This window comes from Lentzea sp. NPDC051213 (assembly GCF_044455585.1).
Lineage (GTDB): Bacteria > Actinomycetota > Actinomycetes > Mycobacteriales > Pseudonocardiaceae > Lentzea.
Genome location: NZ_JBITEX010000007.1, coordinates 498,499 through 522,661 on the forward strand (window position 1 = coordinate 498,499; position 24,163 = coordinate 522,661).

A 24,163-nucleotide genomic window follows, 5' to 3' on the forward strand; every position below is an offset into this window, starting at 1 on the left:
GGCGGCGGCCTCTGCTCCCCAGCAGACTCCGAGGCAGGAGAACCCTCTGGAGGACGTGATGGCCCACAAGGAGCTGCTGGCACGGCACCGCGCGGTGATGCCCAAGTGGCTGGCCCTCTACTACGACGAGCCCATCGAGATCGCGAGCGCCGGCGGACGCCGGGTGACCGACTCCGAGGGCACGACCTACCTCGACTTCTTCGCGGGCATCCTGACCAACGCCATCGGCTACGACGTCGCGGAGATCAGCGACGCGATCCGCGGCCAGGTCGACAAGGGCGTGTTGCACAGCTCGACGCTGTATTTGATCAAGAACCAGATCGAGCTCGCGGAGAAGGTCGCTGAGCTGAGCGGCATCCCGGACGCCAAGGTCTTCTTCACGAACTCCGGCACCGAGGCCAACGAGACCGCGCTGATGCTCTCCACCACGGCGCGCCGCAGCGAGCAGGTATTGGCCCTGCGCAACAGCTACCACGGCCGTGCGTTCGCCACGATCGCCATCACGGGCAACCGCGGCTGGTCGGCGTCGGCGCTCTCGCCGATCAAGGTCAGCTGGGTGCACGGCGGCTACCGCTACCGCAGCCCGTTCAAGGCGCTCGACGACAAGGCGTACATCCAGGCCTGCGTCGACGACCTGCGCGAGATCATCGAGACCACCACGTCCGGCGACGTGGCGTGCATGATCGCCGAGCCGATCCAGGGCGTCGGCGGCTTCACCTCGCCGCCCGACGGCCTGTTCCGCGCCTTCAAGGACGTCCTGGACGAGTACGGGATCCTGTTCATCTCCGACGAGGTGCAGACCGGCTGGGGCCGCACCGGCGAGCACTTCTGGGGCATCCAGGCGCACGACCTCGTGCCGGACGCGATGACGTTCGCCAAGGGCCTGGGCAACGGTCTCGCGATCGGCGGCGTGGTCGCGCGCGGCGACCTGATGGACGTGATCAACGCGAACTCGATCTCCACCTTCGGCGGCAACCCGGTCTCCACGGCCGGCGCGCTCGCCACGATCAACTACCTGCTCGACCACGATCTGCAGGCCAACGCGGCCAAGCTCGGTTCGCGGCTGCTCGGCGGCCTTCGTGAACTGGCTGACAAGCACCCGGTGATCGGCGACGTGCGCGGCAAGGGCCTGATGGTCGGCGTCGAGCTCATCGGTCCCGAGGGCGAACCGAACCCCGGCGCCGCCACCACGGTGCTCAACGAGACCAAGGCGCGCGGGCTCCTCGTGGGCAAGGGCGGCCTCTACGGCAACGTCATCCGGCTCGCCCCGCCGATGACGCTGACCGAGGACGAGCTCGAAGAAGCACTCGGCATCCTGGCGCAGGCGGTGGAGAAGGCGTGATCAAGCACTGGATCAACGGCAAGAACTGGGAAGCCGCGCCTGAACGGTCCGGCGACGTCTACGACCCGACCACCGGCAAGGTCGCGAACCAGGTCGCGTTCGCCTCGGTGTCCGAAGTGGACGCTGCCGTCGACGCCGCCGCGAAAGCGTTTGCGTCGTGGAGGAACGCGTCGCTGGCGCAGCGCTCGACGGTGATGTTCAAGTTCCGCGAGCTGCTGAACTCCCGGAAAGGCGAGCTGGCCGCGATCGTGACGGCCGAGCACGGCAAGGTGCTGTCCGACGCGGGCGGCGAGATCCAGCGGGCACTGGAGTCGGTCGAGTACGCCTGCGGGATTCCCCAGCTGCTCAAGGGCGGCTTCAGCGAGAACGCCTCGACGAAGGTCGACGTCTACTCGATCCAGCAGCCGGTGGGCGTGGTCGGCGTGATCTCGCCGTTCAACTTCCCGGCGATGGTGCCGCTGTGGTTCGTGCCGACGGCGATCGCCTGCGGCAACGCGGTCGTGCTCAAGCCGTCGGAGAAGGACCCGTCGGCGTCGCTCTTCATCGCGGAGCTGTTCGCCGAGGCGGGCCTGCCCGACGGCGTGCTGAACGTCGTGCACGGCGACAAGGTGGCCGTCGACCGGCTGCTCGACCACCCGACGGTGAAGGCGATCTCGTTCGTCGGCTCCACGCCGATCGCGCGGTACGTCTACGAGACCGGCACCTCGCACGGCAAGCGCGTGCAGGCCTTGGGCGGCGCCAAGAACCACATGGTCGTGCTGCCCGACGCCGACCTCGACCTGGCCGCGGACGCCGCGGTGTCCGCCGGGTTCGGGTCGGCGGGGGAGCGGTGCATGGCCATCTCGGTGGTCGTGGCCGTCGGCCAGGTCGGCGACGAGCTGGTCGACAAGATCAAGTCGCGCATCGCCGACGTCCAGGTCGGTGCCGGGCCGTCGTGCGAGATGGGCCCGCTGGTCACCGGCGCGCACCGGGACAAGGTCACGTCCTATGTGGACGCCGGCGTGCAGGCCGGCGCCGTGCTGGCCGTGGACGGCCGCGACCACCCGATCGACGGCGACGCGAGCGGGTTCTGGCTCGGCCCGACGCTGTTCGACCACGTCGGCACGGACATGACGATCTACACCGACGAGATCTTCGGCCCGGTGCTGTCGGTGGTGCGTTGTGACACCTACGAAGAAGCCGTCGAGATGGTCAACACCAACCGGTACGGCAACGGCACCGCGATCTTCACCAACGACGGCGGTGCCGCGCGCCGGTTCCAGAACGAGATCGAGGTCGGCATGGTCGGCGTGAACGTGCCGATCCCGGTGCCGGTCGCCTACTACTCGTTCGGTGGCTGGAAGGAGTCGCTGTTCGGCGACGCGCACGCGTACGGGCCGCACGGCGTGCACTTCTTCACCCGCTCGAAGGTGATCACCTCGCGCTGGCTCGATCCTTCGCACGGCGGCGTGAACCTGGGCTTCCCCCAGAACACCTAGCGCGTCAGTTCTCGCCGTGAAGGGCGCTTTCTTCCACTTCGACCCGACGTGGACGAAGGCGCCCTTCATGAGTTACCGTTCATAAACGGTTTCGGGCTTCATAAATTCTTCATCACTGTCGTGGTCAACGGGCCTGTGAAACGCCTCCACCTGCCACGAGGTTGCTCCAGGCGTACGGAAGTGCAAGGTTTTTGCACGATATTTCCCGACCGCAACAAGATTGCTTGTTCAGGACGGCGATCGCGTTCTCTACTCCTCGTCCGAGGAGATCCACCTGCACGCTCCTGTGTTTCCGGTCGCGTCGGCCAGGAAATCAGTGCTCGGGACAATCGAACGCAAAGGATCGCTGTTGTGAATGCACCTGTGATGAACCTTGCCTGGCGGCCGATGACCGCGGCGGAGCGGGACCGGTTCGACGAGGACGGCTACCTGATCATTCGTGGGGCGCTTTCCGGAGAGGAGGTCGAGTTCTACCGCTCCGCACTCGACCGCGTTTACGAGCGGCATACACCGGGCCAGGCCATGCATCTGCTCAGTGCGGTCCGCAACTGCCCGGACCTCGTCGGCCTGCTGGACCATCCCGCCGTCTTCGGCCATGTCTGGTCGATGCTCGGCTGGAACGCGCACGTCTACCACTCGCACATCGACGTGCATCCCAGGATCACCGGGCAGCGGCCGTTCTGGTGGCATTGGCACCAGGACGGCGGGCGGCAGAACCGGGAGATCGAGACGGACCCGCGCCCCCGGCTCTCGGTGAAACTCGCGTACTGGTTGTCGGACGTCTCGCAGCCGGGGCGCGGCAACCTGATGATCGTGCCAGGCAGTCACAAGACCAACTGGCTGACCGGTCCCCCGCGCCGCGATGCCGAGTGGCCGCTGCCGCCTGGTGCCATCGAGGTCACCGTCAACCCCGGTGACGTGCTGTTCTTCGATCGCCGGATCTGGCATGCCAGATCGGACAACTACTCGGACGTCACGCGCAAGGTCGCGTTCTTCGGGTACACCTACCGCTGGGTGACCATTCGTGACGAGGTCGCCGACCTGCCACAGCAGCCGTGGTGGCCCACCATCAGCCCGGTGCAGAAGCAGTTGCTCGGAACCGTCGGCGACGGCAGCGGAGACCACGCGTGGGGACATCACCCGGAAAGCACTCCGTTGTACGGTGAACTGTCCACCCGCGGCCTGCTCGACTCGAGCATTCCCGCCCTGATTCCCTGAAGCGGCCATGTGCGGACTGCTCACTCACATCAGCGCGACCGGTAACGCAGTCGCGATCGGTCCCGAGATATCCGATGCCTTGGAACGCCTGCATCACCGCGGTCCGGACGCCACCGGGCACACCGTGATCGGTGACGATGTCGTCATGGGCTTCAAACGATTGTCGATCATTGATGTCGAGCACAGCGATCAGCCGCTCGAATACCTGGGCGGACGATATGCGATCGTGTTCAACGGAGAGATCTACAACTACGTCGAGCTGCGTGCGGAACTGCTTGCCGAAGGGTTGGAGTTCGCCACCAACGGCGACACCGAGGTGATCGTCGCGGCCTACCACCACTGGGGCGAGGCCGCGGTCCGGCGGCTGCGCGGCATGTTCGCCTTTGTTATTTGGGACCGGCAGAAACGGGTCGCTTTCGGTGCGCGCGACCCATTCGGGATCAAACCGTTGTTCCATCTGGCGACCAGCCGCGGCGTCTTTCTCGCCAGCGAGAAGAAGGCGTTGCTGCCGTTCTGCACCTGGGGTGACCCGACGCTCGACCACGTCAGCCTGTCGCACTACCTCACGCTGCAGTACGTGCCGGAACCGGCGACCCTGCACCTGCAGATCGGTCAGCTCGGGTCGGGAGAGTGCTTCACCTACCGGCCCGGCAGGGGCCTGGCCATCCGACGCTACTGGCGGGCCGAGTTCCGGCCGGCACCACAGGACGATCCGGAGCGGTTGTACCGGCGGATCCGGGACGCGTTGCGGGAGAGCGTCCGCCTGCACATGCGCTCCGACGTGCCGGTCGGCGCGTTCCTGTCCAGCGGGATCGACTCGACCGCGGTGGTCGCGCTGGCCAGGGAGGTCAACCCGGACATCCTGACGTTCACCGCGGCGCTCGAGGTGGACGGGTACTCGGAACTTTCGGTGGCGCAGGAGTCCGCGCGGTACCTGGAGGTGAAGACGCATCCCGTGCCGGTGACCGCCGAGATGATGATGGAGGCGTTGCCGAGGATCATCTGGTACCTCGACGAGCCGGTCGCCGATCCCGCGCTCGTGCCGCTGTACTTCGTGGCACGCAAGGCGAGCGAGCACGTGACGGTCGCGCTGTCCGGTGAGGGATCGGACGAGTTCTTCGCCGGCTACACCATCTACCGGGAACCGTTGTCGCTCAAGGGGGTGGCGAGTCTGCCCAGCTCGGTGCAGCGTGGCCTGCGGACGGTGGCCAAGGCGATTCCGGAAGGTGTGCGGGGCAAGAGCTTCCTCGAACGAGGCACGACCCCGATCGAGGAGCGGTACTACGGCAACGCCCGGATGTACACCGAGCAGGAGAAGTCGTTGCTGTTCAAGCAGTACGACTCCACCGTGAGCTACACCGACGTCACCGCGCCGTTCTACGCCGAGGCGAGCCACCTCGGTGAGGTGGAGAAGATGCAGTACGTCGACCTGTACACCTGGTTGCGTGGCGACATCCTGGTCAAAGCGGACCGGATGTCGATGGCCAACTCGCTGGAGGTCCGCGTGCCGTTCCTGGACTACGCGGTGTTCGAGGTGGCGTCGACGATCCCGACCGAGCTCAAGTTGCCGCCGCGGTCGGTCGAGACCAAGTACGCGTTGCGGCGCGCGCTGGAGGGCGTGGTGCCGCCGGAGATCGTCAACCGGGTCAAGCTCGGGTTCCCCACGCCGATCCGGGTCTGGTTGCGCGCCGAGATGTACGAGTGGGCGATGGCCATCCTCGACAGCTCACGGGCGGGGCACCTGCTCGACATCGGCTACGCCCGCCGGCTGCTGATCGAGCACAAGGGCGGGAAAGCCGACCACAGCAGGAAGATCTGGACCGTACTGGTGTTCTGCCTCTGGTACGAGATCTTCGTGAGCGGCAGTATCGACCCGCGTCCCGCCCGCGCCAGGTCACAGCTGGCCAGCAAGCCCGCGAGGTCGTGAACGCCGGCGGTGTGCAGCAAAGAGGCGGGCCGCAGCCCGCCTCTTTGCTGCGCTCTCGTCTTACTTCGAACGCGCGGCCAACGCCTCCGGCAACGGGTCGTAGCGGGCGAAGTGGCGGGTGAACGTCCCGGTGCCCGAGGTAAGCGACCGCAGCTCGATCGCGTACCGGAGCAGCTCGCTGGACGGCACCTCGGCCCGGATCACCGTGCGGCCACCTTCGTCCGCCTCGGTCCCGAGCACCCGGCCGCGCCGGCCGGACAGGTCGCCGAGCACGGTCCCGAGGTGTTCGTCGGGCAACCGGATCGCGACCTCGTCCATCGGCTCCAGCAACGTCGTGCGCCCGGCGGCGGCAGCCTCCTTCAACGCCAGGGCGCCGGCGGTCTGGAACGCCGCGTCCGACGAGTCGACCGAATGTGCTTTGCCGTCAACGAGAGTCACGCGGACGTCGACCACGGGCGTGCCGTCGTGCAGGCCCCGTTCCAGCTGTGCCCGCACGCCCTTCTCGACGGACGGGATGAACTGGTGCGGGACCGAGCCGCCGACGACCTTGTCGACGAACTCGAAACCCGAGCCGCGCGGGAGTGGCTCGACGACGATGTCGCACACGGCGTACTGGCCGTGACCTCCAGATTGCTTCACGTGCCGGCCGTGGCCCTTCGCCTGGGAGGCAAAGGTTTCCCGGAACGCCACCCGCACCGGTTCGGTGTCGATCTCCGCGCCTCCCGCGCGCAGCCTCGCCAGCACGACGTCGGCGTGCGCCTCGCCCATGCACCACAGCACCATCTGGTGCGTCTCGGCGTTGCGGTCCAGTCGCAGCGTCGGGTCGCTGGCGACGAGCCGGTTCAGGTTGCGCGCCAGGTTGTCCTCGTCGCTGCGGGTGCGCGGCACGACCGCCACCGGCAGCAGCGGTTCCGGCATGTCCCACGGCGCCATCAGCAGCGGCTTCTCCGGGGCGGACACGGTGTCGCCGGTCTCGGCTGTCGTCAGCTTCGTCAACGCGCACAGGTCGCCGGCGACGCAGTAGGGGACCTCGCGCAGTGACGCGCCCAGCGGGGAGTAGATGTGGGCCACGCGCTCGTCGGCGTCGTGGTCCTCGTGACCGCGGTCGGCCATGCCGTGGCCGGAGACGTGCACGGGGCGTTCGGGGCGCAGCGTGCCGGAGAAGACGCGGACCAGCGACACGCGGCCGACGTAGGAGTCCACGGCGGTGCGGACCACCTCGGCGACGAGTGGCCCGTCCGGGTCGGCGGCCATGCGGGGCTGCGGGATGCCGTCGACGGAGGTGACGTCGGGGACGGTGTGCTCCAGCGGCGAGGGGAACGCGCGGGCGATGCCGTCCAGCAGCTCGGTCAGGCCCATGCCGGTGGCGGCGCACACGGGCATCACCGGGTGGAAGGAACCGCGGGCGACAGCGGTCTCCAGGTCGGTGATGAGGGTGTCCTGGTCGATGTCCTCGCCGGACAGGTAGCGGTCCATGAGGGTCTCGTCCTCGCTCTCGGCGATGATTCCCTCGATCAGCGCGGCGCGCTCGTCCGGATAGTTGTCGCCTGACGTGAGCAGCCCGACCAGCTCGTCGCCCTCCTGCATGTACAGCGGCACGACGCCCGCGCCGAACGCCGCCTGGCAGGCGAGGACCTCGTTCATGACGTTGGCGCGGTGGTGGTCGGTGCGGGTGACGACGACGGCACGCGGCATGCCGACGGACGCGCACTCGGCCCAGAGCGTGACGGTCGCGGAGTCGACACCCTCGAAAGCGTTGACAACAAAAAGGGCCGCGTCCGCGGCCCGTAGTCCTGCCCTGAGTTCACCCACGAAGTCGACGTATCCGGGGGTGTCGATCAGATTGATCTTGATGTCCCCGTGCTGGATCGGGGCCACGGCGAGGCCGACCGATCGTTGTTGCCGTACCGCGGCCGGGTCGTGGTCGCAGACGGTCGTGCCTTCGGTGACCGATCCCGCACGGGTCAGCACGCCCGTGGCGGCGAGCAGGGCTTCGGTGAGCGTCGTCTTGCCAGCGCCGGACGGACCGACGAGCACGACGTTGCGGACCTTGGCCGGATCGTCCACAGCGACCGCGCCTGCCGGTGTCCCGTTGTCGGAGTGCTTGCTTCCCATGGCTACCTCCGTCAAGTCGTTAGTGTTCGATCTCACACCCGTTCACCTCGCGGTACAAGTGCGAGGACCCGACTGGACGCCTCCGCGCTCCTGAGCCCGTTTCACTTCTGGGCGGGTGACACGTGTCACGACCTGCGGTTGATCGTGAAGTGGCCTTCTGATTCCGCGCTCCAGTGGCTTGGGTGAGGGGGCCACGTCAGACGTAGGATGAGTTCACCAAGACTTCCCCTCGTGAAAGGTTGCCCCGGTGAGCACTGATCAGGTCACGGGTACCGCCCGCGTGAAGCGCGGCATGGCCGAGATGCTCAAGGGTGGCGTGATCATGGACGTGGTCGACGCCACCCAGGCGAAGATCGCGGAGGACGCCGGCGCCGTGGCCGTCATGGCCCTCGAGCGCGTGCCCGCCGACATCCGCGCGCAGGGCGGCGTCGCCCGCATGAGCGACCCGGACCTGATCCAGGGAATCATCGACGCCGTCTCGATCCCCGTGATGGCCAAGGCCCGCATCGGCCACTTCGTCGAGGCCCAGGTCCTCGCCTCGCTGGGTGTCGACTACATCGACGAGTCCGAGGTGCTGACCCCGGCCGACTACGCCAACCACATCGACAAGTGGGCGTTCACCGTCCCCTTCGTCTGTGGCGCGACGAACCTGGGTGAGGCGCTGCGCCGGCTCACCGAGGGCGCGGCGATGATCCGCTCCAAGGGCGAGGCCGGCACCGGTGACGTCTCCAACGCCACCACGCACATGCGCAAGATCCGCCAGGAGATCCGCCGCCTGCAGAACCTCCCCGAGGACGAGCTCTACGTCGCCGCCAAGGAGCTCCAGGCGCCGTACGAGCTGGTCAAGGAGGTCGCGCAGAACGGCAAGCTCCCCGTCGTGCTGTTCACCGCCGGCGGCATCGCGACCCCGGCCGACGCGGCGATGATGATGCAGCTCGGCGCCGAGGGCGTGTTCGTCGGTTCCGGCATCTTCAAGTCCGGCAACCCGGCCCAGCGCGCCGAGGCCATCGTGAAGGCCACCACCTTCTACGACGACCCGGACGTCATCGCCAAGGTCTCGCGCGGTCTGGGCGAGGCCATGGTCGGCATCAACGTGGACGACATCCCGGAGCCGCACCGCCTGGCCGAGCGCGGCTGGTAGGTCCTACCAACGAAAATCCCCCTGCCGTTCGCGGCAGGGGGATTTCTTGTGTGTCAGCCGATCTGGAACGTGTGCGTCAGGCAGTACGTCGTCTTGATCTCCGGGTACGCCAGCGCGAGTGCCAGCCGCTCGTCCTGCCCGCACGCCGCCTTGTCCACGGTGTTCGCGAGCACCTTCGCCTTCACGACCATGTAGCCGCCGCACGCCTTCTTCGGGAACTCGGCCTGCAACGAGGCCAGCGTGAAGTCGTAGCACTCACCGTCGACGAACACGGGGATCAGGCACACCGTCGTGCTGGCGCCCTTGGTGTACTTGATGTACCCGTCCTCGACCTCGGCGCACTTCTCGGTCCCCGTCGCCGGCACCTTGCTGACCGTGTAGTTGTGCCGGTTCTCGGTGCAGGGGACCTTCTCGTAGGACGGGCTGAACGAGCCGCCCGTCATGTTCACGCAGTCGCCGATCTCCGCGAACGGCTTCGGCTTCGTCGTCGTGGTGGTGGTCGTCGGTGCGGCGCTGGGAAAGGATGACGTGGCGACACCGCTGCCGAGCTTGAGATCGCCCTTGCCGACGTACCAGACGACGGCGCCGCCGAGCACGAGCATCAGCACGGCCAGCCCCGCGACGATCAGCACGCCCGCGCGGGACGACCGGTGCGGCGCCACCGGCAGCATCGGCTGGGGCACGCCGTACGGCTCCCAGCCCGGCTGCTGCTGGTGGTGCGGTGCGGGGCCGGTCGGGTAGGCGGAGAACGGGTCTCCCGGCCCAGGCGGCCCGTACAGGTCGTTGCCGGGACGCGGGGGACCTCCGACGGGACCGGCGGCCGGGCCTGCGGGCGGTGCCCACGGGTCGTACGGCTCGCCTGGCCCAGGCGGAGGAGGAGTGGGCGGAGTGGTCATCGGGTGCTCCCTGAACGGCTCGGACGCGGATGTGATCGTCTGGCCGACGCGAGCAGTCCCCCCAGACTCGGGCTCATCCTAAGCCTGGTCAGTGCCTCACTTGTACGTGTGGGTGAAGCAGTAGGTCGTCTTGATCTCCGGGTACGCGATCGCCAGTGCGGGCGACGGTCCGCACGCCGCCTTGTCCACGGTGTCCGCGAGCACCTTCGCCTGCACGGCCTGGAACGAGCCGCAGGCCACCGTCTTGATCTCGGCGCTCAAGCCGGACAGCGAGAAGTCGTAGCACTGGCCCTCGACGAACACCGGGATCAGGCACAGGTTCACGCTCTTGCGGCCCGAGCTGGCGCGGTACTTCGTGTACGCCTCGCGGTCTTCACCGCACCTCTCGCTCTGCGAGCCGAGCACCTTGCTCACGGTGTAGTTGTGCAGGTTTCCCTCGCAGGACACCTTCTCGTACTCGACGCTGATCGAGATGCCCGCCAGCTTCACGCAGTCGCCCACCTGCGCGGACGGCACCGCGGACGTGGTGGTCGGGGCGGGGCTCGTCGTGGTGACGCCGGCGAGGCCGCCGTCCCCCGAGAACCGGTAGAGGATGAAGGACAGCATCCCGAGCAGCAGCACGCCGAGGCTGATCCCGATCGTGAGTCCGACCCGCGACGTCCGCTGTGGTGGCGGCGGGGCCGGGCTGGCGGGAAACGCGGCGGGAGCCGGTGTCGCGGGCACTGCCCACGGGTTCGCGGGCTCGCCGCTGCCGACCGGCTCGGCGGGCGGAGTGTCGGGCGGGATGGGCGGAGTGGTCAAAAGAGGCCCCCGTTTCGGCAGCGGACGCGGATGTGATCGTCTGGCCGACGCGAGCAGTCCCCCCAGACTTCCGCCCATCCTAGGGCGGCCCGGGACTTTCCCGGACCGCTCAACGGGTCATGTGCGCACCGTCTCAGCGAGATCGGACAACGCCGCCGGCAGCGGCTCGTGGTGCAGCACGCCGAGCCGTTGCGTGGCCCGGGTGAGCGCGACGTACAGCTCGGCCGCGCCGCGCGGTCCGTCCGCCAGAATCCGTTCCGGCGCAACGACGAGCACGGAGTCGTACTCCAGGCCCTTCGTCGCCGAGGCGGGCACCGTGCCGGGCACGCCGGGCGGCCCGATGACGACGCTCGTGCCGTCCAGCCGGGCCTCGGCCAGTTCGAACTCCTCGATGGCGGCGGCCAGCTCGTCCTCGGTCACCTGCCGCGACCACGGCTGGACACCGTTGGCGCGCACCGATTCCGGCGCCTGCACGTCCGGCGCGAACTCGGCGAGCACCTTCGCCGCGACGGCCATGATCTCCGCCGGGGTGCGGTAGTTCACCGTCAGCGACCGGTACTCCCAGCGGCCGGGCACGTACGGGTCCAGCATCTCGCCCCACGACGTGGCACCCGCGGGTGCGCGGCGCTGGGCGAGGTCGCCGACGACGGTGAAGGAACGGCCGGGGCAGCGGCGCATCAGCACTCGCCAGTCCATTTCGGACAGTTCCTGGGCCTCGTCGACCACCACGTGCCGGTAGGTCCAGCTCCGGTCGGCCAGCGCGCGTTCGACGAGCGTGCGGGTGTCGTGCTCCTCGAACCGCTCCGACAGGTCCTCCGCGAACATCATGTCCGTGGCGAACAGGTGGTCCTCGTCGTCCATGTGGTCCTGGCGGCCGACGAGGCTCTCCAGGACCTCGGCGGCGTAGCGGGTCTCGGCCTGCCTGGCCGCGGTGGCGGCGGCCTCGGCCGCGTCCTCGGCCCGCTTGTCGCGGCCCACCAGGTCGTGCAGCTCGTCGAGCAACGGCACGTCCGACACCGTCCACGCCTCGCCCTGCGCCCGGTACAGCGCCGGATCGGCACCGGCCGACCTCAGCCGCTCCGGTGACGAGTACAGCGAGCCCAGCAGCCACTCCGGCGTCAGCACGGGCCACAGCTCGTCGAGCGCCAGCGTGAACTTCTCGTCGTCGGCGAGGTCCTTGATCAGGCCGGACCGCATGTCCTCCCACCCGCGCCGATCCGACCGGGACAGCCAGCCCTTGCCGATCCGGCCGATCGCCCGTTCGGTCAGGACGTAGGTGATGATCTCGACGAACACCTTGCGGGCCTCGTTGTGCGGCTGGCCGCTGTCGCGCGCCTCCTGCCGGGCCCACTCCGCGGTCTCGGCGTTGATCTCCACCACGACGTCCTTCATCGTGATCGGGATCGACTCCTGCGGCAGCCGCTGCCGGTCCGCGACCGCGGCCGTCAGCACGTCCACCATCGCCCGCGAACCCTTGATCCGCGCGACCTGCGGTGAGTCCTCCGCCGTGACGGTGAGGCCCGGCAGGAGGCCGCCCGCGGTCGTGAAGACCACATCGGACTCACCGAGCGACGGCAGCACGCGGCCGATGTGGTTGAGGAACGCCGGGTTCGGGCCGACGACGAGCACGCCGTGCCGTTCCATGCGTTCGCGTTGCGTGTACATCAGGTACGCGACGCGGTGCAGCGCCACCACGGTCTTGCCGGTGCCGGGGCCGCCCTCGATCACCACCACGCCGGGGTGGTCGAGCCGGATGATCGCGTCCTGTTCGGACTGGATGGTCGCGACGATGTCGCGCATGCCCTCGCCGCGCGGCGCGTTCAACGCCGCAAGCAGCGCCACGTCACCGCGTTCCTCGCCGATGCGGCCGAACACCTCGTCGGTGAAGCCCGCCACCGCCCGGCGGCGGGTGTGGAACTGGCGGCGCCTGCTCATGTCCTCCGGGTTGGCGCCGGTGGCGGTGTAGAACGGCCGCGCGGCCGGTGCCCGCCAGTCGAGCAGGGCCGGCTCGAACTCGTTCTCCTCGTCGAACAGGCCGATCCGGCCGATGTAGGACACGTCACCGTCGACGCTGTCCAACCGGCCGAAGCACAGCCCGTTGTCGGCCACGTTGAGCCGCTTCATCTCGCGATGCCGGGCCCGCACCTCGTTGTCCCGTTCCATGACGGTCTCGCCGGTGCCGCCCAGTGCGACCTGGTACGCCGCCTTCACGCGCGCACGCTCGGCATCGAGCCGCCCGTAGAGGTCGGCAACGTATTCACGCTCGGACTGCAGTTCTTCTTCGTACCCCACGTGCTCCCCAGTGCGCCTGTGTTCTGGCATGAGGCGATGAGTGTGAACGATGCACGGGGCCTTGTGGCAAGGCCCCCTGTCTGCTATACGGTTAAGTGGGTAAAAGGGAGCGGAGATCCGCTCCCTTTTTCATGCCCTTCACAGCCACCCGCGCGCCTTGGCGCTCACACCGGCCTGGAAGCGCGTGTCGACCTCCAGCCGTTCCATCAGCTGCTGCACGCGTTTCTGCACTGTGCGCAGACCGATCCCCATCCGGCGTGCGATCGTCTTGTCGGTCGCACCGGAGGCCAGCATCGTCAGCAGCCAGCTCTCGGACTCCGACGGCAGGTCGGCGCCGGGCTCCGGGTCGGAGGGGCGCAGTGCCACGGCGTAGCGCCACATGCCCTCGAACATGCGCGACAGACCGTCGAGCAGGATCGAGGGTCCGACCACCAACGCGCTCGCTGTACCGCTCGAGTAGTCGGTGAGCGCGATCATCGCCTGGTCGTCGTCGGCGATCAGGAGCTTGAACGGCGCGCCGGTGATAACCCGCGACTCCTCGCCGGACTCCCGCATCGCGGCCAGGTACTCGACCTTGCCGGGAAGGTCGAGCACCTCGCGGTCGTAGAGCCACCGGTTCCGCACGCCTTTGCTGAGCATCTCGGCCTCTGCCTCGTTCTCCGTCATCAGGTACGGAGGCATGTCGATCCCGCGCAGCTGCGTGCGCGCGGCTCGTTCCAGCTGGTAGGCGCGTCGCCGCACCTCCTGCGGCCCGACGACGACGTCGATGAGGTCCAGGGGGTGCCGGACGCCGCGCAGCCGGAACCGTTCCGCGAGCTGCTGCACCGCGGCCCGTGCCCGCCGCACCTGCTCCTCGGCTCGGCGCACTCGCTCCTCCCTCAGCGCGACCATGGCCGCGAACCCGATTCCGGGTTCGATCGCGCAGTACTGGTCACCCGGCAGCCGGGCGATCAGGCCCAGCGACTCCAGGCGGGCCGGCACGTCCTCGCCGGCCGTCGAAGCGAGCTCGGCGGCGGTGAGGCTGCCCGCGTCCACCAGCGCGAGGTACACCGCCTCCTCGCGGGGATCCAGCTCGAAAGGCTCCAGCACGTCCGCATCCTCAGTTCGCAAACCCGCATCGGCGCATATCCGCAGTGCTGTTCGTATTCCCGCCGCCACCGCGACCGTGTCACGATCCGGTGCGTTGAGCAAGGGGTCGTGCACACCCCCTGAGCTGCGGGAACGTCCGCGTAACCAGTCGGTCGCTCCCCGTCGCACGCGCGGCTCGGCCGCGGTGTTCCCACGAAGGAGAACCCCCTGATGAGTTCGTTCTCGCGCGCCAGTCGCACCGGCCCTCGCCGGGTGGCGCTCCTGACCGCCGCCGTGGTGGCCGGCGGCCTGGTCAACACGATCTACCCGGCCGCGGCGGCGCCGTCGCCGTTCGCCGGGCAGCAGCTGACCTGGCAGGCCTGCGGTCTGCCGGGCCTCGAGTGCGCGAAGATCACCGTGCCGCGCGACTGGAGAACCCCCGGCGACGGCCAGACGTTGCAGGTGGCGATCAGCCGCACGAAGGCCACGCAACCCGCCGGTCGCAAGGGCGTCGTGTTCACCAACCCCGGCGGCCCCAGCGGCTCCGGCCTGGCCCTGCCGTGGTCGCTGTCGACGGCGCAGCCGAAGCTCGCCGCCCAGTACGACGTGATCGGCATGGACCCGCGCGGTGTCGGCAGCAGCACCCAGCTGAACTGCGATGTCGCCGTGGAGCCGCTGGTGGCCGCGAACGCCTACGACACCAGGGACCTGTCCACCGCGGCCGCCGCCGCTCGCACCGCCGCCACGAAGGCCATCGCCGACGGCTGCGCGGCCAACCCGCTCACGCCGTACGTCAACACCTGGCAGACCACGCACGACATGGACCTGATCCGGGTCCTGCTCGGCGAGCAGAAGCTCAACTACGTGGGTTACTCGTACGGGACCTGGCTGGGCGCGAAGTACGCCGCGCTGTTCCCCGCCGGCGCGGGCAAGGTGGTCCTGGACTCCAACACGGCGTGGATGGACGACCTGGCGTCGGCGTGGCAGCTGATGCCGATGGCGTTCCAGCGCAGGTTCGACGACCAGTTCACCGGATGGGCGAGCCGCAGCCTGTTCGCCAAGTACCTCGGCACGAGCGCCGACCAGGTGAAGGCGGTCTACGAGGAGGCGAGGGCCACCTACCTGCGCTACACGGGCATGCCGTCCGCCGGCACGAACCTGGACGGTCTCGTGCGCACCTCGCTGTACACCGACGCCGGGTTCTTCAACGCCGCGCTGAACGTCGGCGTGCTGAAGGCGTGCATCGTCGACAACAAGGACTGGTCGCCGCTCGCGGTCACGCTCTGCCTCATCGACTACATCAACGACGTCAGCGCGAACCTGCCGGCGCAGGCCGTCTCCGCCGAGCAGGCCACCGCGTTGCTGCAGAACCCGGCCGGCGTGCGTCCAGGCAAGCCGGGAGTCGAAGCCGCACTGGCCGCGGCCCGCGAGGCGACGGGCCCGACCGTGACGCTCAACGGGGTGTTCTACGCGGTCAGGTGCGGTGACGGTGGCCAGTGGCACAGCCCGTCGTGGTGGGCCGGGTACCAGAAGCAGTTCAGCGCCTCCTACCCGCTCGCCGGCTATTCGATCCCGCAGGAGGTCTGCGCCCACTGGTCGCTGCCGGCGCAACGGCTGCCCAACCCCGACCAGCGGAGCCTCTCGCCGATCGTGATGGTGCAGTCGGAGTTCGACCCGGCCACCGCGTACGAGAACGTCGGCCGCAACACCGCACAGTTCCGTGACGCCCGGCTGGTCTCGGTGCAGGACAACGGCACCCACGGTCTCTACGGCCTGCGCGGCAACTCCTGCGTGGACGACGTGGTGAACGCCTACCTGCTCGACGGCACCGCTCCGGCGGCCCGGACGGTGTGCGCGAGCCTGCCGCTCCCGTTCGAGACAACGGTGCACCCGGTCGCCGGACCGGTGGACGACAAGACGACGCCGCGTTCTACCCGCGCGGTGCTCGTCGACCAGCGGGTGCGGGACGAGATCGAGAAGATCCTCGGCTGACACCCCGCGGGGCGCCGGGGAGGTCAGCCCTCCCCGGCGTCTCTTCCCGCGTGTGGAGCGCGTGTAGGTGCCTTGTAGCCCGCCGCTTGAGGCTCTGCTCGTCCACACGACAGGGGAGACCAACCGTGAAGCGGATTCTCGTGGCGCTCGGCGCCGCAGTGATGTGCCTGGTCGCGCTGCAACCGGCCGCTCAGGCCGCGCTGCCGAAGCCGGCGTTCGGCGCGGCCATCGACAAGTACGCGACCTACGTCGGCCAGACGACCTGCGACCCGGACGCCAAACCGGGCGTGATCGGGTTCAGAGACGTCCTCAAGGCCGAGTACGGACGCGCCGACCTCGGCATGACGCGGGCATGCGGCGTCGGCGGCCAGAGCGAGCACAAGGAAGGCCGCGCGCTCGACTACCCGTTCAACGCCAACAACTCCACGCAGGCCGCAGAGGCTCAGGAGGTCATCAACTGGCTGCTCGCCACCGACCAGCACGGCAACAAGCACGCGCTGGCCCGCCGTCTCGGCATCATGTACATGATCTGGGACCACAAGATCTGGAAGGCCTACGAGTCGTCCCAGGGCTGGCAGTCCTACAGCGGTGACAGCCCGCACACCGACCACATCCACTTCAGCTTCAGCTGGGCCGGCGCGCGCAAGCAGACCACCTGGTGGACCGCCGCGCGCAGCCTGTCCGCGGAGAGCGTGAACGGCGACCGCTACGACGACGTGCTCGCCGTCGGCCCCGACAACACGATGCACCTGTACCCCGGCACGTCGGCCGGAAAGTTCGGTGGCTCAAGCGAGGTCGGCCCCGGCTGGGGTGCGTTCAACCGCATCGGCGTCGGTGACACGAACGCCGACGGCTTCGCCGACATCATCGCCACGGACGCCGATGGTTCGTTGCACTACTGGCACAACTCGGGCCGCGGCACGTTCACCAAGCTCGCCAACGGCGGCAGCGGCTGGCAGACCCTGGAGTGGTTCGCGGTGATGGACGTCAACGGCGACAACAGGGCCGACATCGTGGGCCGCGACGGCGGCCGCCTGTACTGGTACCCCGGCGAGGGCTCCGGCAAGTTCTCGCAGCGCGTCTTCATCGGCGAGGGCTGGGCGTCGTTCCCGAGGTTCGCGGGCGGCGACGCCGACGGTGACGGCGACGGCGACCTGTGGGCCACGAACGCGAGCGGCGAGCTGTTCTTCTGGGAGGGCAACGGAAACGGCACCTTCTCGAGCGGCCGCGAGGTCGGCTCCGGCTGGACCGGGTTCGGCCCGATCAACGTGCTCGACGTGAACGGCGACGCGCGCGCCGACCTCGTTTCGGTGCGGTCCAGCGACAACACGCTGTGGCGCTGGGGCGGCGAGGGCGACGGTTCGCTGACCACCGCGGTGCAGGTGGGTTCCGGGTGGACCGGCTTCCGGCCCGCCCACCACTGAGGGCGTGTGCAAGTACCGCCAACCACGTGGTTGGCGGTACTTGCACACCGGTGATCTACGGGTGCGCGATCTTCCACACCTTGCTGCGGGCGGAGTAGACCGCCTTGTCGGCTGCGGTCAGCGCGGTCGCGGTGCTCGCCCAGTCACCGGCGCGCAGTGAGGTCTCACCGGCGGTGATGCGGCCGAGCGCGAAGTCGACCTCCGCCTTCACCACGTTCGCGAAGCCGTCGCATTGCCCGCCCTGCAGATACGTGCGCGCGGTGGCCAGGTCGTGGTAAATGAATTCGTGGTTCCTGATCGGCTCCTGTTCCGCCCCGAATTGCGCCGCGTAGGCGGCTTGTCCGAGTGGGATGCCGGCGCTGCCCAGCTGTGCTGCGCAGGCATCGGCGGACGGTGCCGCGATCGCCGGTGCGGCGAAGGTGAATGCGCTGGTCACGGCCGCGATGGCCGCTGCCGTGCTGATCGAGCGCGTGAATGTGTTCGGCATGGAATACCTCGCGAATCGAGCGTCATGACCGGGGTGTGCGCACGATTCGAACGTAGCCAGGGCTTGTGTTGCGCGGCAACGATGTTGTTGAACATTGCCCTTTTCGCACCATTGTGTACCGGGATTTTATCCGCGCTGAACCGTTTGGTGTTCGATGGCGTAGTAGATGCCTCGGCCAGCGCCCGCGGCCGTCAGCTGCACGCCTGATCACGACGTGTGCTCCATGACCATCATCGCGGTCGTCCCCGGCTCCAGCGCCTTGCACACGTGCGGCAGATCCCCGGGATAGACGATGTAGTCCCCGGGCCCGAGCTCGACCGGATCCTCGGCCAGCCCGGCCAGACACCGCCCGGACGCCACGATCATGTGCTCGACGCTGCCCGGCACGTGCGGCTCGGACTCGCGCGCGCCGCCCGGTTCCAGGGCCAGCCAGTAGATGTCGTGCTTGGTGCCCGGACGGCACGCGGCCAGCAGCGTGGCGGAGTAGTGCGCGCGCTCGGAGTGGATGACCGGGCCCTCGCCGGCGCGGATGACCTGCACGCGCGGCACCGCCGGTTCGACGAGCCTGCTGAACGGGACGCCCAGCGCCACGCCCAGTGCCCACAGGGTCTCCACGCTCGGGTTGCCGCTGCCGGACTCGAGCTGGGAGAGCGTCGACTTCGCGATGCCCGCCTTCTTGGCCAGCTCGGACAGCGACACGCCGGCGCGGTCGCGTTCGCGGCGGAGGTTGGCCGCGATGAGGTCGAGTGGTGCGTTCGACACAGAAGTCCATCCGTTCGGCTTGACGAACACCCGTTCAGGTGTTCATCGTAGTGGGTGATGCGTTCGATATGGCGAACCCTTGATGCTGTGCTTCTGCGTGACGTCACCGCAGTCGCACTTGGTGCCGCGGTCACCGGTGCCTCCTTCGGCGCGATCTCGGTCGGCTCCGGCCTGCCGTGGTGGATGCCGGTGCTGATGTCGGTGGTGATCTTCGCGGGCGGCTCGCAGTTCATGGCTGTGGGCATTGTCGCCGCAGGTGGCGGCCCTGCCGCTGCGGTGCTGGCCGGGCTGGTGCTCAACGCGCGGCACCTGCCGTTCGGCCTCGCGGTGGGGGACGTGCTCGGCAACGGGTGGCTGGCGCGGATCGTCGGCAGCCACCTGCTGATCGACGAGTCGACTGCCTTCGCGATGGCCCAGAAGGACCCCGCGAGAGCGCGGGCGGCTTACTGGGCGTGCGGCGTGTCGATCTTCGTCTCCTGGAACACGGGCGTGCTCGTCGGTGCGCTCGTGGGGCAGGCCATCGGCGACACGATGACGTTCGGCCTGGACGCGGCGTTCCCGGCGGCACTGCTCGCGCTCACGCTGCCCGCCCTGAAGGGCGCGGCGACCCGCAACGCGGCGCTCGTCGGTGCGGCGATCGCGCTCGCGACCACGCCGTTCCTGCCCGCGGGCGTGCCGGTGCTGCTCGCGCTGGGCGGGCTGGTCGTGTTCAAGACCGCTAAGAAGGAGGAGCCGTGCCCATCACCGCAGTCCTGATCCTCGCCGCCGGCACCTTCGCGATCCGGATCGCGGGACCGTTGCTGAGGGATCGCGTCACGCTGCCGGAGAAGGTCCGCGAGCTGCTGTCGGCTTCCGCGACGGTGCTGTTGTTCGCGCTGGTCGCGATCTCGGCGCTGACGAACGGCAGGCAGTTCGGCGGCTGGGCGCTGGCGATCGGCGTGCTGGTCGGTGGTCTCGCGGCGTGGCGCAAACTGCCGTTCGTCGCGGTGATCGTGCTGGCTGCGGCCACGACGGCGGGCTTGAGGCTCGTAGGGGTGGCATAGGGGTGATGCCTCCGCGATAGGGGGCTGATGGGCGACGGGTTTCAGATGTAGGCATGGCTGCGAAACCTGGACTGGTCGGGCGGGACCGGGAGACGACTCAGCTGGCGGGCGCGCTGACGGCGGCGGCGCGCGGCGACGGGCACCTCGTGGTGGCCACCGGGGGACTGGGGGCCGGCAAGACGGCACTGCTCACCGCCGCACGCGAGCTGGCCGCTGAGCACGGATTCACGGTGCTCGCGGCGCGTGGCAGTTATCTCGAACGTGAGCTGCCGTTCGGCGTTGTGAGCCGTCTGTTCGTGTGTGTGCAGCCGAGCGAGGAGGTCCAGCACCTGCCGCGCATCGCGGCCGCGCTGGGCCAGACCGACTCGCTCGCCGAACCCGGCCCGGTGACGCTGCCCGAGCTGCACGTCCTGCACCGCGCGCTGGCGCGGATGGCCGCCGAACGTCCGGTCGCCATCGTCGTCGACGACGCGCAGTGGGCCGACCAGCCGTCGTTGCAGTGGCTGAGCACCCTGTCGCACCGCATCGAGCACCTGCCGGTCTTCGCGCTGGCCGGGGTCGGCGCGGGCGAGGTGTGCGCGGGGCCGCAGACGCTGGAGGAACTGCTCGCCGCGAGCGCTTGCGAGATCCGGCTCGACGAGCTGTCGTTCGTCGCGTCTCGCGCGTTGATCGAGCACGAGCTGGGCCAGCAGGTCGGCGACGACTTCGTCACGCTCTGCCGGGCCGAGGCGGGCGGCAACCCGTTGCTGCTGCTGAATCTCATCCGCGCGTACTCCGATCGCATCGGAGGACTCACCGCACCGGCGTTGCTGCCGACCGTCAACGTCCGCCTGCGCCGCCTCGCCCCGCACGCTCCCGACGCGCTGCACGCGCTCGCTGTGCTGGGTGGTGAGGTCACGCTGCCGCGCGTCGCCGAACTGATCGGCACCGAACCGTGCGAGCTCGCGGGCACCATCGCCGCGTTGCACCGGATGGGCTTGCTCTCGTCCGACGGTGCCCTGGTGCATCCGTTGGTGCGCAACACCCTTCGTGAAGAGCTGACCATCACCGAACGTCAGGACCTGCACAACGCCGCGGCCCGGTTGCTGACCGAGACCGGTGCGTCGGCGGAGGCGGTGGCCGAGCACCTGGTCGAGACCCGCCCGCTCGGCGAGGAGTGGGCGACCGAGGTGCTGGTGTCGGCGGCGGGGCGGGCCCGTGCCCGCAACCGGGTCGCCGACGCCGTCCGCTACCTGCGCCGTGCGCTGCACGAGCCGGGTTCCGGTGAGCTGCTGGCGGAGCTCGGCGAGGTCGAGTCCTATGTGGATGTTCCGGCGGCGGTGGACCACCTGGGCGAGGCCGATCCCGCGCACCCCGCGCTGCCGGGACTGCTGGAGTTGCTGGGGGAGGAGCCGGAGTTCGAGCCGGAGTGCACGGGCGACCCGGACGTCGCTCCGGCGACGCCGTCGGCGTTCGCCCCCTACCTGCGCGCCATCGGCCGGATGCGGCTGCGTGGCGAGCTGGCTGCCGCGTACGCGCGTGCGGACCGTGCGCTGACGTTGGCGCGGAGGTGGCAGCACCGGCCGTGCATCGCGTCGGCTCTCACGGTGCGGTCCGCCTGCCTGCGGGATCTCGGGCGGCTGGCGGCGGCGGAGTCCGATGCCCGCGAGGCTCTGGCGTTGCTGGAGAGCTGCGGCGCGGCACGGGCGTCCACCCCGATCTTCGCGGCGCTGACCGAACTCGCGTTGGCACTGCTGGAGATGGGCGACGTCGACGTGGCCGGCGCGGTGTTCGACGCGGTGCCCGGCGAGGTGCCGGACCTGTTCGGCGCGCCCGCATTGCTGGCCGCGCGCGGCCGGGTGCGGATCGCGGCCGAGCGACGCAAGGACGGTGTGCGCGACCTCCTGGACTGCGGCGAACGGTTGCGTGCGCGCGGTTGTGACAGGACGTCGTGGCGGCTGCCCCTCGGAGGAGACCACCTCGCTGCTGAGGAACGGCTGGCGCGCGCGTGCGGCGCGGTGCTGCCGTTGGCGGCGTCGTTGCGGGAGCAGGGTGTGCTGCTCGGCGTGGAAGGCATTGCGCTGCTTGAAGAATCGGTCGGGCTGCTGGCCTCGACCGGTGCCGTGCTGGAACGGGCGCGCAGCCACTTCGCGCTGGGCCGGGCGCTGCACCTGGCCGGACGGGTCAAGCCGGCGCGCGCCGAACTGCGGGTCGCGGTGGACCTGGCCGACGACTGCGGCGTCGAGGACCTGGCCGAGGAGATCCGCCAGGAACTGGCCGCCGGACCGGCCGGGCTCACCGAGTCCGAGCGCCGGGTCGCTGCGTTGGCGGCCGAGGGCAAGATGAACCGCGAGATCGCGGCGGCGCTGTTCGTACAGCTGCGGACCGTCGAGATCCACCTGACCAAGGTTTATCGCAAGCTCGGCATTGACGGCCGCGACCAGCTCGCGCCCGCGCTCAGGCTCGCCAGCTGAATTCAGTGCTTTCGGACATGCGAGAACAAAAGGTTCGTGTGCACTTCGGTCACTTCGCGGCGACTCGTGAACTTGTCCAGCACGAGTCGTTGCAAGTGGGCCACGTCCGAAACCGCGACGTGCACCAGGAAATCCTCGGGACCCGTCACGTGCGAGAGCGCGAGAGTTTCCGGCAGGCTCAGCACGTAAGCCATGAACGGGTCGACGATCTCCTTGGTGTGCGGCCGGATCTTCACCGCGAGCATCGCCTGTACGTGCTGTCCGATCGCGTTGGGGTCCACCTCCGCGTGGTACCCGGTGATCACCCCGCGCTCCCGCAACGCCCGGTGCCGGACCACCGCGGTGGACTGCGCGACGTTCACGCGTTCGGCCAGGTCCTTGTTCTGCAACCGAGCGTCCTTCCGCAACTCCCGCACGATCGCCTCGTCGATCGAATCCAGCACGGCTCTTCTCCATTCTGTCGAATCGGCTGCGGTAGTTCACCCGCCCTGCCGAGGAAGTCTCCACTATTCGGGCCATGACGCGCATCGAGACCATCGCAGTGCACGGCGGCCGCGGCGACCTCGCGGAGCTGGGCGTACACGCACCTCCGATCGACCTGTCCACCACCTACCCCGTGCCTGACCAGGCGCTCGGCGGCGAAGCGCTGGGTGAGTGGGCGACGGGCGCGGCACGGGCCTCCTCGCCCGTGTACGCGCGGCTGCACAACCCGACCGTGGCGCGGTTCGAAGAGGCGCTTGCCGGCTTGGAGCACACCGAGGCCGCGGTCGCGTTCGGCAGCGGCATGGCGGCGGTGACCGCGGTGATCCAGGCCGCGTGCGTGCTGGCGGCAAAGCCGCACGTCGTGGCCGTGCGACCGCTCTACGGCGGCACGGACCACCTGCTGTCGTCCGGGCTCCTGGGCGTCTCCGTCACGTACGTCGAAGCAGGCCTGGTGTCCTCCGCGATCCGGCCGGACACCGGGCTGATCGTCGTCGAGACCCCGGCCAACCCGAACCTGGACCTGGTCGACATCGAGCACGTCGTGCGCCAGGCCGGCTCGGTGCCGGTGATGGTGGACAACACCTTCGCGACGCCGATCCTGCAGAACCCGGCGCTGCACGGCGCCTCCTACGTGCTGCACTCCGGCACCAAGTACCTCGGCGGGCACGGTGACGTCCTCGGCGGCGTCGTGGCCTGCTCGGACGCCCTGGCAGCGGCGTTGCGGCAGGTCCGCATCATCACCGGCGCCGTGCTCCACCCGCTGGGCGGCTACCTGCTGCACCGCGGGCTGGCCACGCTGCCGCTGCGCGTGGAGGCGGCCTCCCGGTCGGCCGCGGTGCTGGCCTCGCGGCTCGCCTCGCACGACGCGATCGAGTTCGTGCGCTACCCGTCCGCGTCGCTGCAGATGCGGGGGACCGGCGCGATGATCGCGTTCGGCGTGCACGGCGATCCGACGGCGATCGTGCGCCGGCTTCGGCTGATCACGCCGGCCGTGTCGCTGGGTTCGGTCGACACCCTCATCGAGCACCCGTGGGCGCTCACCCATCGCCTGGTCCCCGGTGAAGAACTGCGCGCATCGGGCGTTCCGGAGAATTTGCTGCGCATTTCCGTGGGATTGGAGCACGTCGAGGACATTTGGTCCGACCTGAACGCAGCGCTGTGTGACGTCGCTTACGTTAAGCCTTCCCCAGGTGATTACTTGGTGATGACCGCCACTCGCTAAGGTCCCCCGAATCAGCGCG

General features: G+C 69.2%; 19 protein-coding genes. 11 read left to right on the forward strand and 8 right to left on the reverse strand.

Annotated features, from left to right (window positions below; genetic code table 11):
- The first annotated feature begins 58 nt into the window (after positions 1 to 58).
- From ACIA8G_RS31025 to asnB, 4 genes are all read left to right on the forward strand, one after another.
- Positions 59 to 1,342, forward strand: a complete 1,284-nt coding sequence (locus ACIA8G_RS31025) for an aspartate aminotransferase family protein (protein ID WP_396422221.1) — start codon at positions 59 to 61, stop codon at positions 1,340 to 1,342.
- Positions 1,339 to 2,820: a CoA-acylating methylmalonate-semialdehyde dehydrogenase gene (locus ACIA8G_RS31030; protein WP_396422222.1), complete on the forward strand. Its 1,482-nt coding sequence runs from the start codon at positions 1,339 to 1,341 to the stop codon at positions 2,818 to 2,820. The genes ACIA8G_RS31025 and ACIA8G_RS31030 overlap by 4 nt, the downstream gene beginning before the upstream one ends.
- A 351-nt stretch (positions 2,821 to 3,171) precedes the next feature.
- Positions 3,172 to 4,038 (forward strand): phytanoyl-CoA dioxygenase family protein, encoded by an 867-nt coding sequence (locus ACIA8G_RS31035; protein ID WP_396422223.1) that lies wholly within the window; start codon positions 3,172 to 3,174, stop codon positions 4,036 to 4,038.
- Positions 4,039 to 4,045: 7 nt separating this feature from the next.
- Positions 4,046 to 5,965: an asparagine synthase (glutamine-hydrolyzing) gene (gene asnB, locus ACIA8G_RS31040; RefSeq protein ID WP_396422224.1), complete on the forward strand. Its 1,920-nt coding sequence runs from the start codon at positions 4,046 to 4,048 to the stop codon at positions 5,963 to 5,965.
- A 60-nt stretch (positions 5,966 to 6,025) separates the two neighbouring features.
- Here asnB and ACIA8G_RS31045 read toward each other — a convergent pair whose 3' ends face one another.
- Positions 6,026 to 8,080, reverse strand: a complete 2,055-nt coding sequence (locus ACIA8G_RS31045) for an elongation factor G-like protein EF-G2 (RefSeq protein WP_396422225.1) — start codon at positions 8,078 to 8,080, stop codon at positions 6,026 to 6,028.
- Positions 8,081 to 8,327: 247 nt separating this feature from the next.
- Between ACIA8G_RS31045 and pdxS the strand changes: the two genes are divergently transcribed.
- Complete coding sequence (pdxS, locus tag ACIA8G_RS31050) at positions 8,328 to 9,221, forward strand: pyridoxal 5'-phosphate synthase lyase subunit PdxS (RefSeq protein ID WP_396422226.1); 894 nt, start codon at positions 8,328 to 8,330, stop codon at positions 9,219 to 9,221.
- Between the two features lie 53 nt (positions 9,222 to 9,274).
- Here the strand turns inward: pdxS and ACIA8G_RS31055 are convergent, their stop codons facing one another.
- The 4 genes from ACIA8G_RS31055 to ACIA8G_RS31070 form a co-directional block, all read right to left on the reverse strand.
- The gene (locus tag ACIA8G_RS31055) at positions 9,275 to 10,117 is read right to left on the reverse strand and encodes a hypothetical protein (RefSeq protein ID WP_396422227.1); all 843 of its coding nucleotides are present in this window, start codon (positions 10,115 to 10,117) and stop codon (positions 9,275 to 9,277) included.
- A gap of 96 nt (positions 10,118 to 10,213) precedes the next feature.
- The gene (locus ACIA8G_RS31060) at positions 10,214 to 10,918 is read right to left on the reverse strand and encodes a hypothetical protein (RefSeq protein ID WP_396422228.1); all 705 of its coding nucleotides are present in this window, start codon (positions 10,916 to 10,918) and stop codon (positions 10,214 to 10,216) included.
- A gap of 117 nt (positions 10,919 to 11,035) precedes the next feature.
- The gene (helR, locus tag ACIA8G_RS31065) at positions 11,036 to 13,210 is read right to left on the reverse strand and encodes an RNA polymerase recycling motor ATPase HelR (RefSeq protein WP_396422229.1); all 2,175 of its coding nucleotides are present in this window, start codon (positions 13,208 to 13,210) and stop codon (positions 11,036 to 11,038) included.
- 138 nt (positions 13,211 to 13,348) lie between these two features.
- Positions 13,349 to 14,299 (reverse strand): LuxR C-terminal-related transcriptional regulator, encoded by a 951-nt coding sequence (locus ACIA8G_RS31070; protein ID WP_396422230.1) that lies wholly within the window; start codon positions 14,297 to 14,299, stop codon positions 13,349 to 13,351.
- 210 nt (positions 14,300 to 14,509) lie between these two features.
- Here ACIA8G_RS31070 and ACIA8G_RS31075 point away from each other — a divergent pair, with 210 nt between their 5' ends.
- Together ACIA8G_RS31075 and ACIA8G_RS31080 are read left to right on the forward strand one after the other, a co-directional pair.
- Positions 14,510 to 16,270, forward strand: a complete 1,761-nt coding sequence (locus ACIA8G_RS31075; RefSeq protein ID WP_396422231.1) for an alpha/beta hydrolase — start codon at positions 14,510 to 14,512, stop codon at positions 16,268 to 16,270.
- Between the two features lie 125 nt (positions 16,271 to 16,395).
- Complete coding sequence (locus ACIA8G_RS31080; RefSeq protein ID WP_396422232.1) at positions 16,396 to 17,694, forward strand: FG-GAP repeat domain-containing protein; 1,299 nt, start codon at positions 16,396 to 16,398, stop codon at positions 17,692 to 17,694.
- Between the two features lie 55 nt (positions 17,695 to 17,749).
- Here the strand turns inward: ACIA8G_RS31080 and ACIA8G_RS31085 are convergent, their stop codons facing one another.
- On the reverse strand, positions 17,750 to 18,181 hold the full coding sequence (locus ACIA8G_RS31085; RefSeq protein ID WP_396422233.1) for a hypothetical protein: 432 nt from the start codon (positions 18,179 to 18,181) through the stop codon (positions 17,750 to 17,752).
- A 207-nt stretch (positions 18,182 to 18,388) separates the two neighbouring features.
- On the reverse strand, positions 18,389 to 18,943 hold the full coding sequence (locus ACIA8G_RS31090) for a helix-turn-helix domain-containing protein (RefSeq protein WP_396422234.1): 555 nt from the start codon (positions 18,941 to 18,943) through the stop codon (positions 18,389 to 18,391).
- 57 nt (positions 18,944 to 19,000) lie between these two features.
- Between ACIA8G_RS31090 and ACIA8G_RS31095 the strand changes: the two genes are divergently transcribed.
- From ACIA8G_RS31095 to ACIA8G_RS31105, 3 genes are read left to right on the forward strand one after another with little or no spacing between them, the layout of a single operon-like run.
- Complete coding sequence (locus ACIA8G_RS31095) at positions 19,001 to 19,699, forward strand: AzlC family ABC transporter permease (RefSeq protein WP_396422235.1); 699 nt, start codon at positions 19,001 to 19,003, stop codon at positions 19,697 to 19,699.
- The gene (locus ACIA8G_RS31100) at positions 19,678 to 19,986 is read left to right on the forward strand and encodes an AzlD domain-containing protein (protein ID WP_396422236.1); all 309 of its coding nucleotides are present in this window, start codon (positions 19,678 to 19,680) and stop codon (positions 19,984 to 19,986) included. The genes ACIA8G_RS31095 and ACIA8G_RS31100 overlap by 22 nt, the downstream gene beginning before the upstream one ends.
- Positions 19,987 to 20,039: 53 nt before the next feature.
- Positions 20,040 to 22,439 carry a BREX system ATP-binding domain-containing protein gene (locus ACIA8G_RS31105; RefSeq protein ID WP_396422237.1) on the forward strand — a complete coding sequence of 800 codons (2,400 nt, stop codon included), beginning with the start codon at positions 20,040 to 20,042 and terminating at the stop codon, positions 22,437 to 22,439.
- Positions 22,440 to 22,441: 2 nt separating this feature from the next.
- Here the strand turns inward: ACIA8G_RS31105 and ACIA8G_RS31110 are convergent, their stop codons facing one another.
- Entirely contained in the window at positions 22,442 to 22,882 is a 441-nt protein-coding gene (locus ACIA8G_RS31110; protein WP_396422238.1) for an Lrp/AsnC family transcriptional regulator, read from the reverse strand.
- A gap of 74 nt (positions 22,883 to 22,956) precedes the next feature.
- On the opposite strand from ACIA8G_RS31110, the gene ACIA8G_RS31115 reads away from it, so the two are divergent.
- Complete coding sequence (locus tag ACIA8G_RS31115; RefSeq protein ID WP_396422239.1) at positions 22,957 to 24,144, forward strand: trans-sulfuration enzyme family protein; 1,188 nt, start codon at positions 22,957 to 22,959, stop codon at positions 24,142 to 24,144.
- Positions 24,145 to 24,163 lie beyond the last annotated feature (19 nt).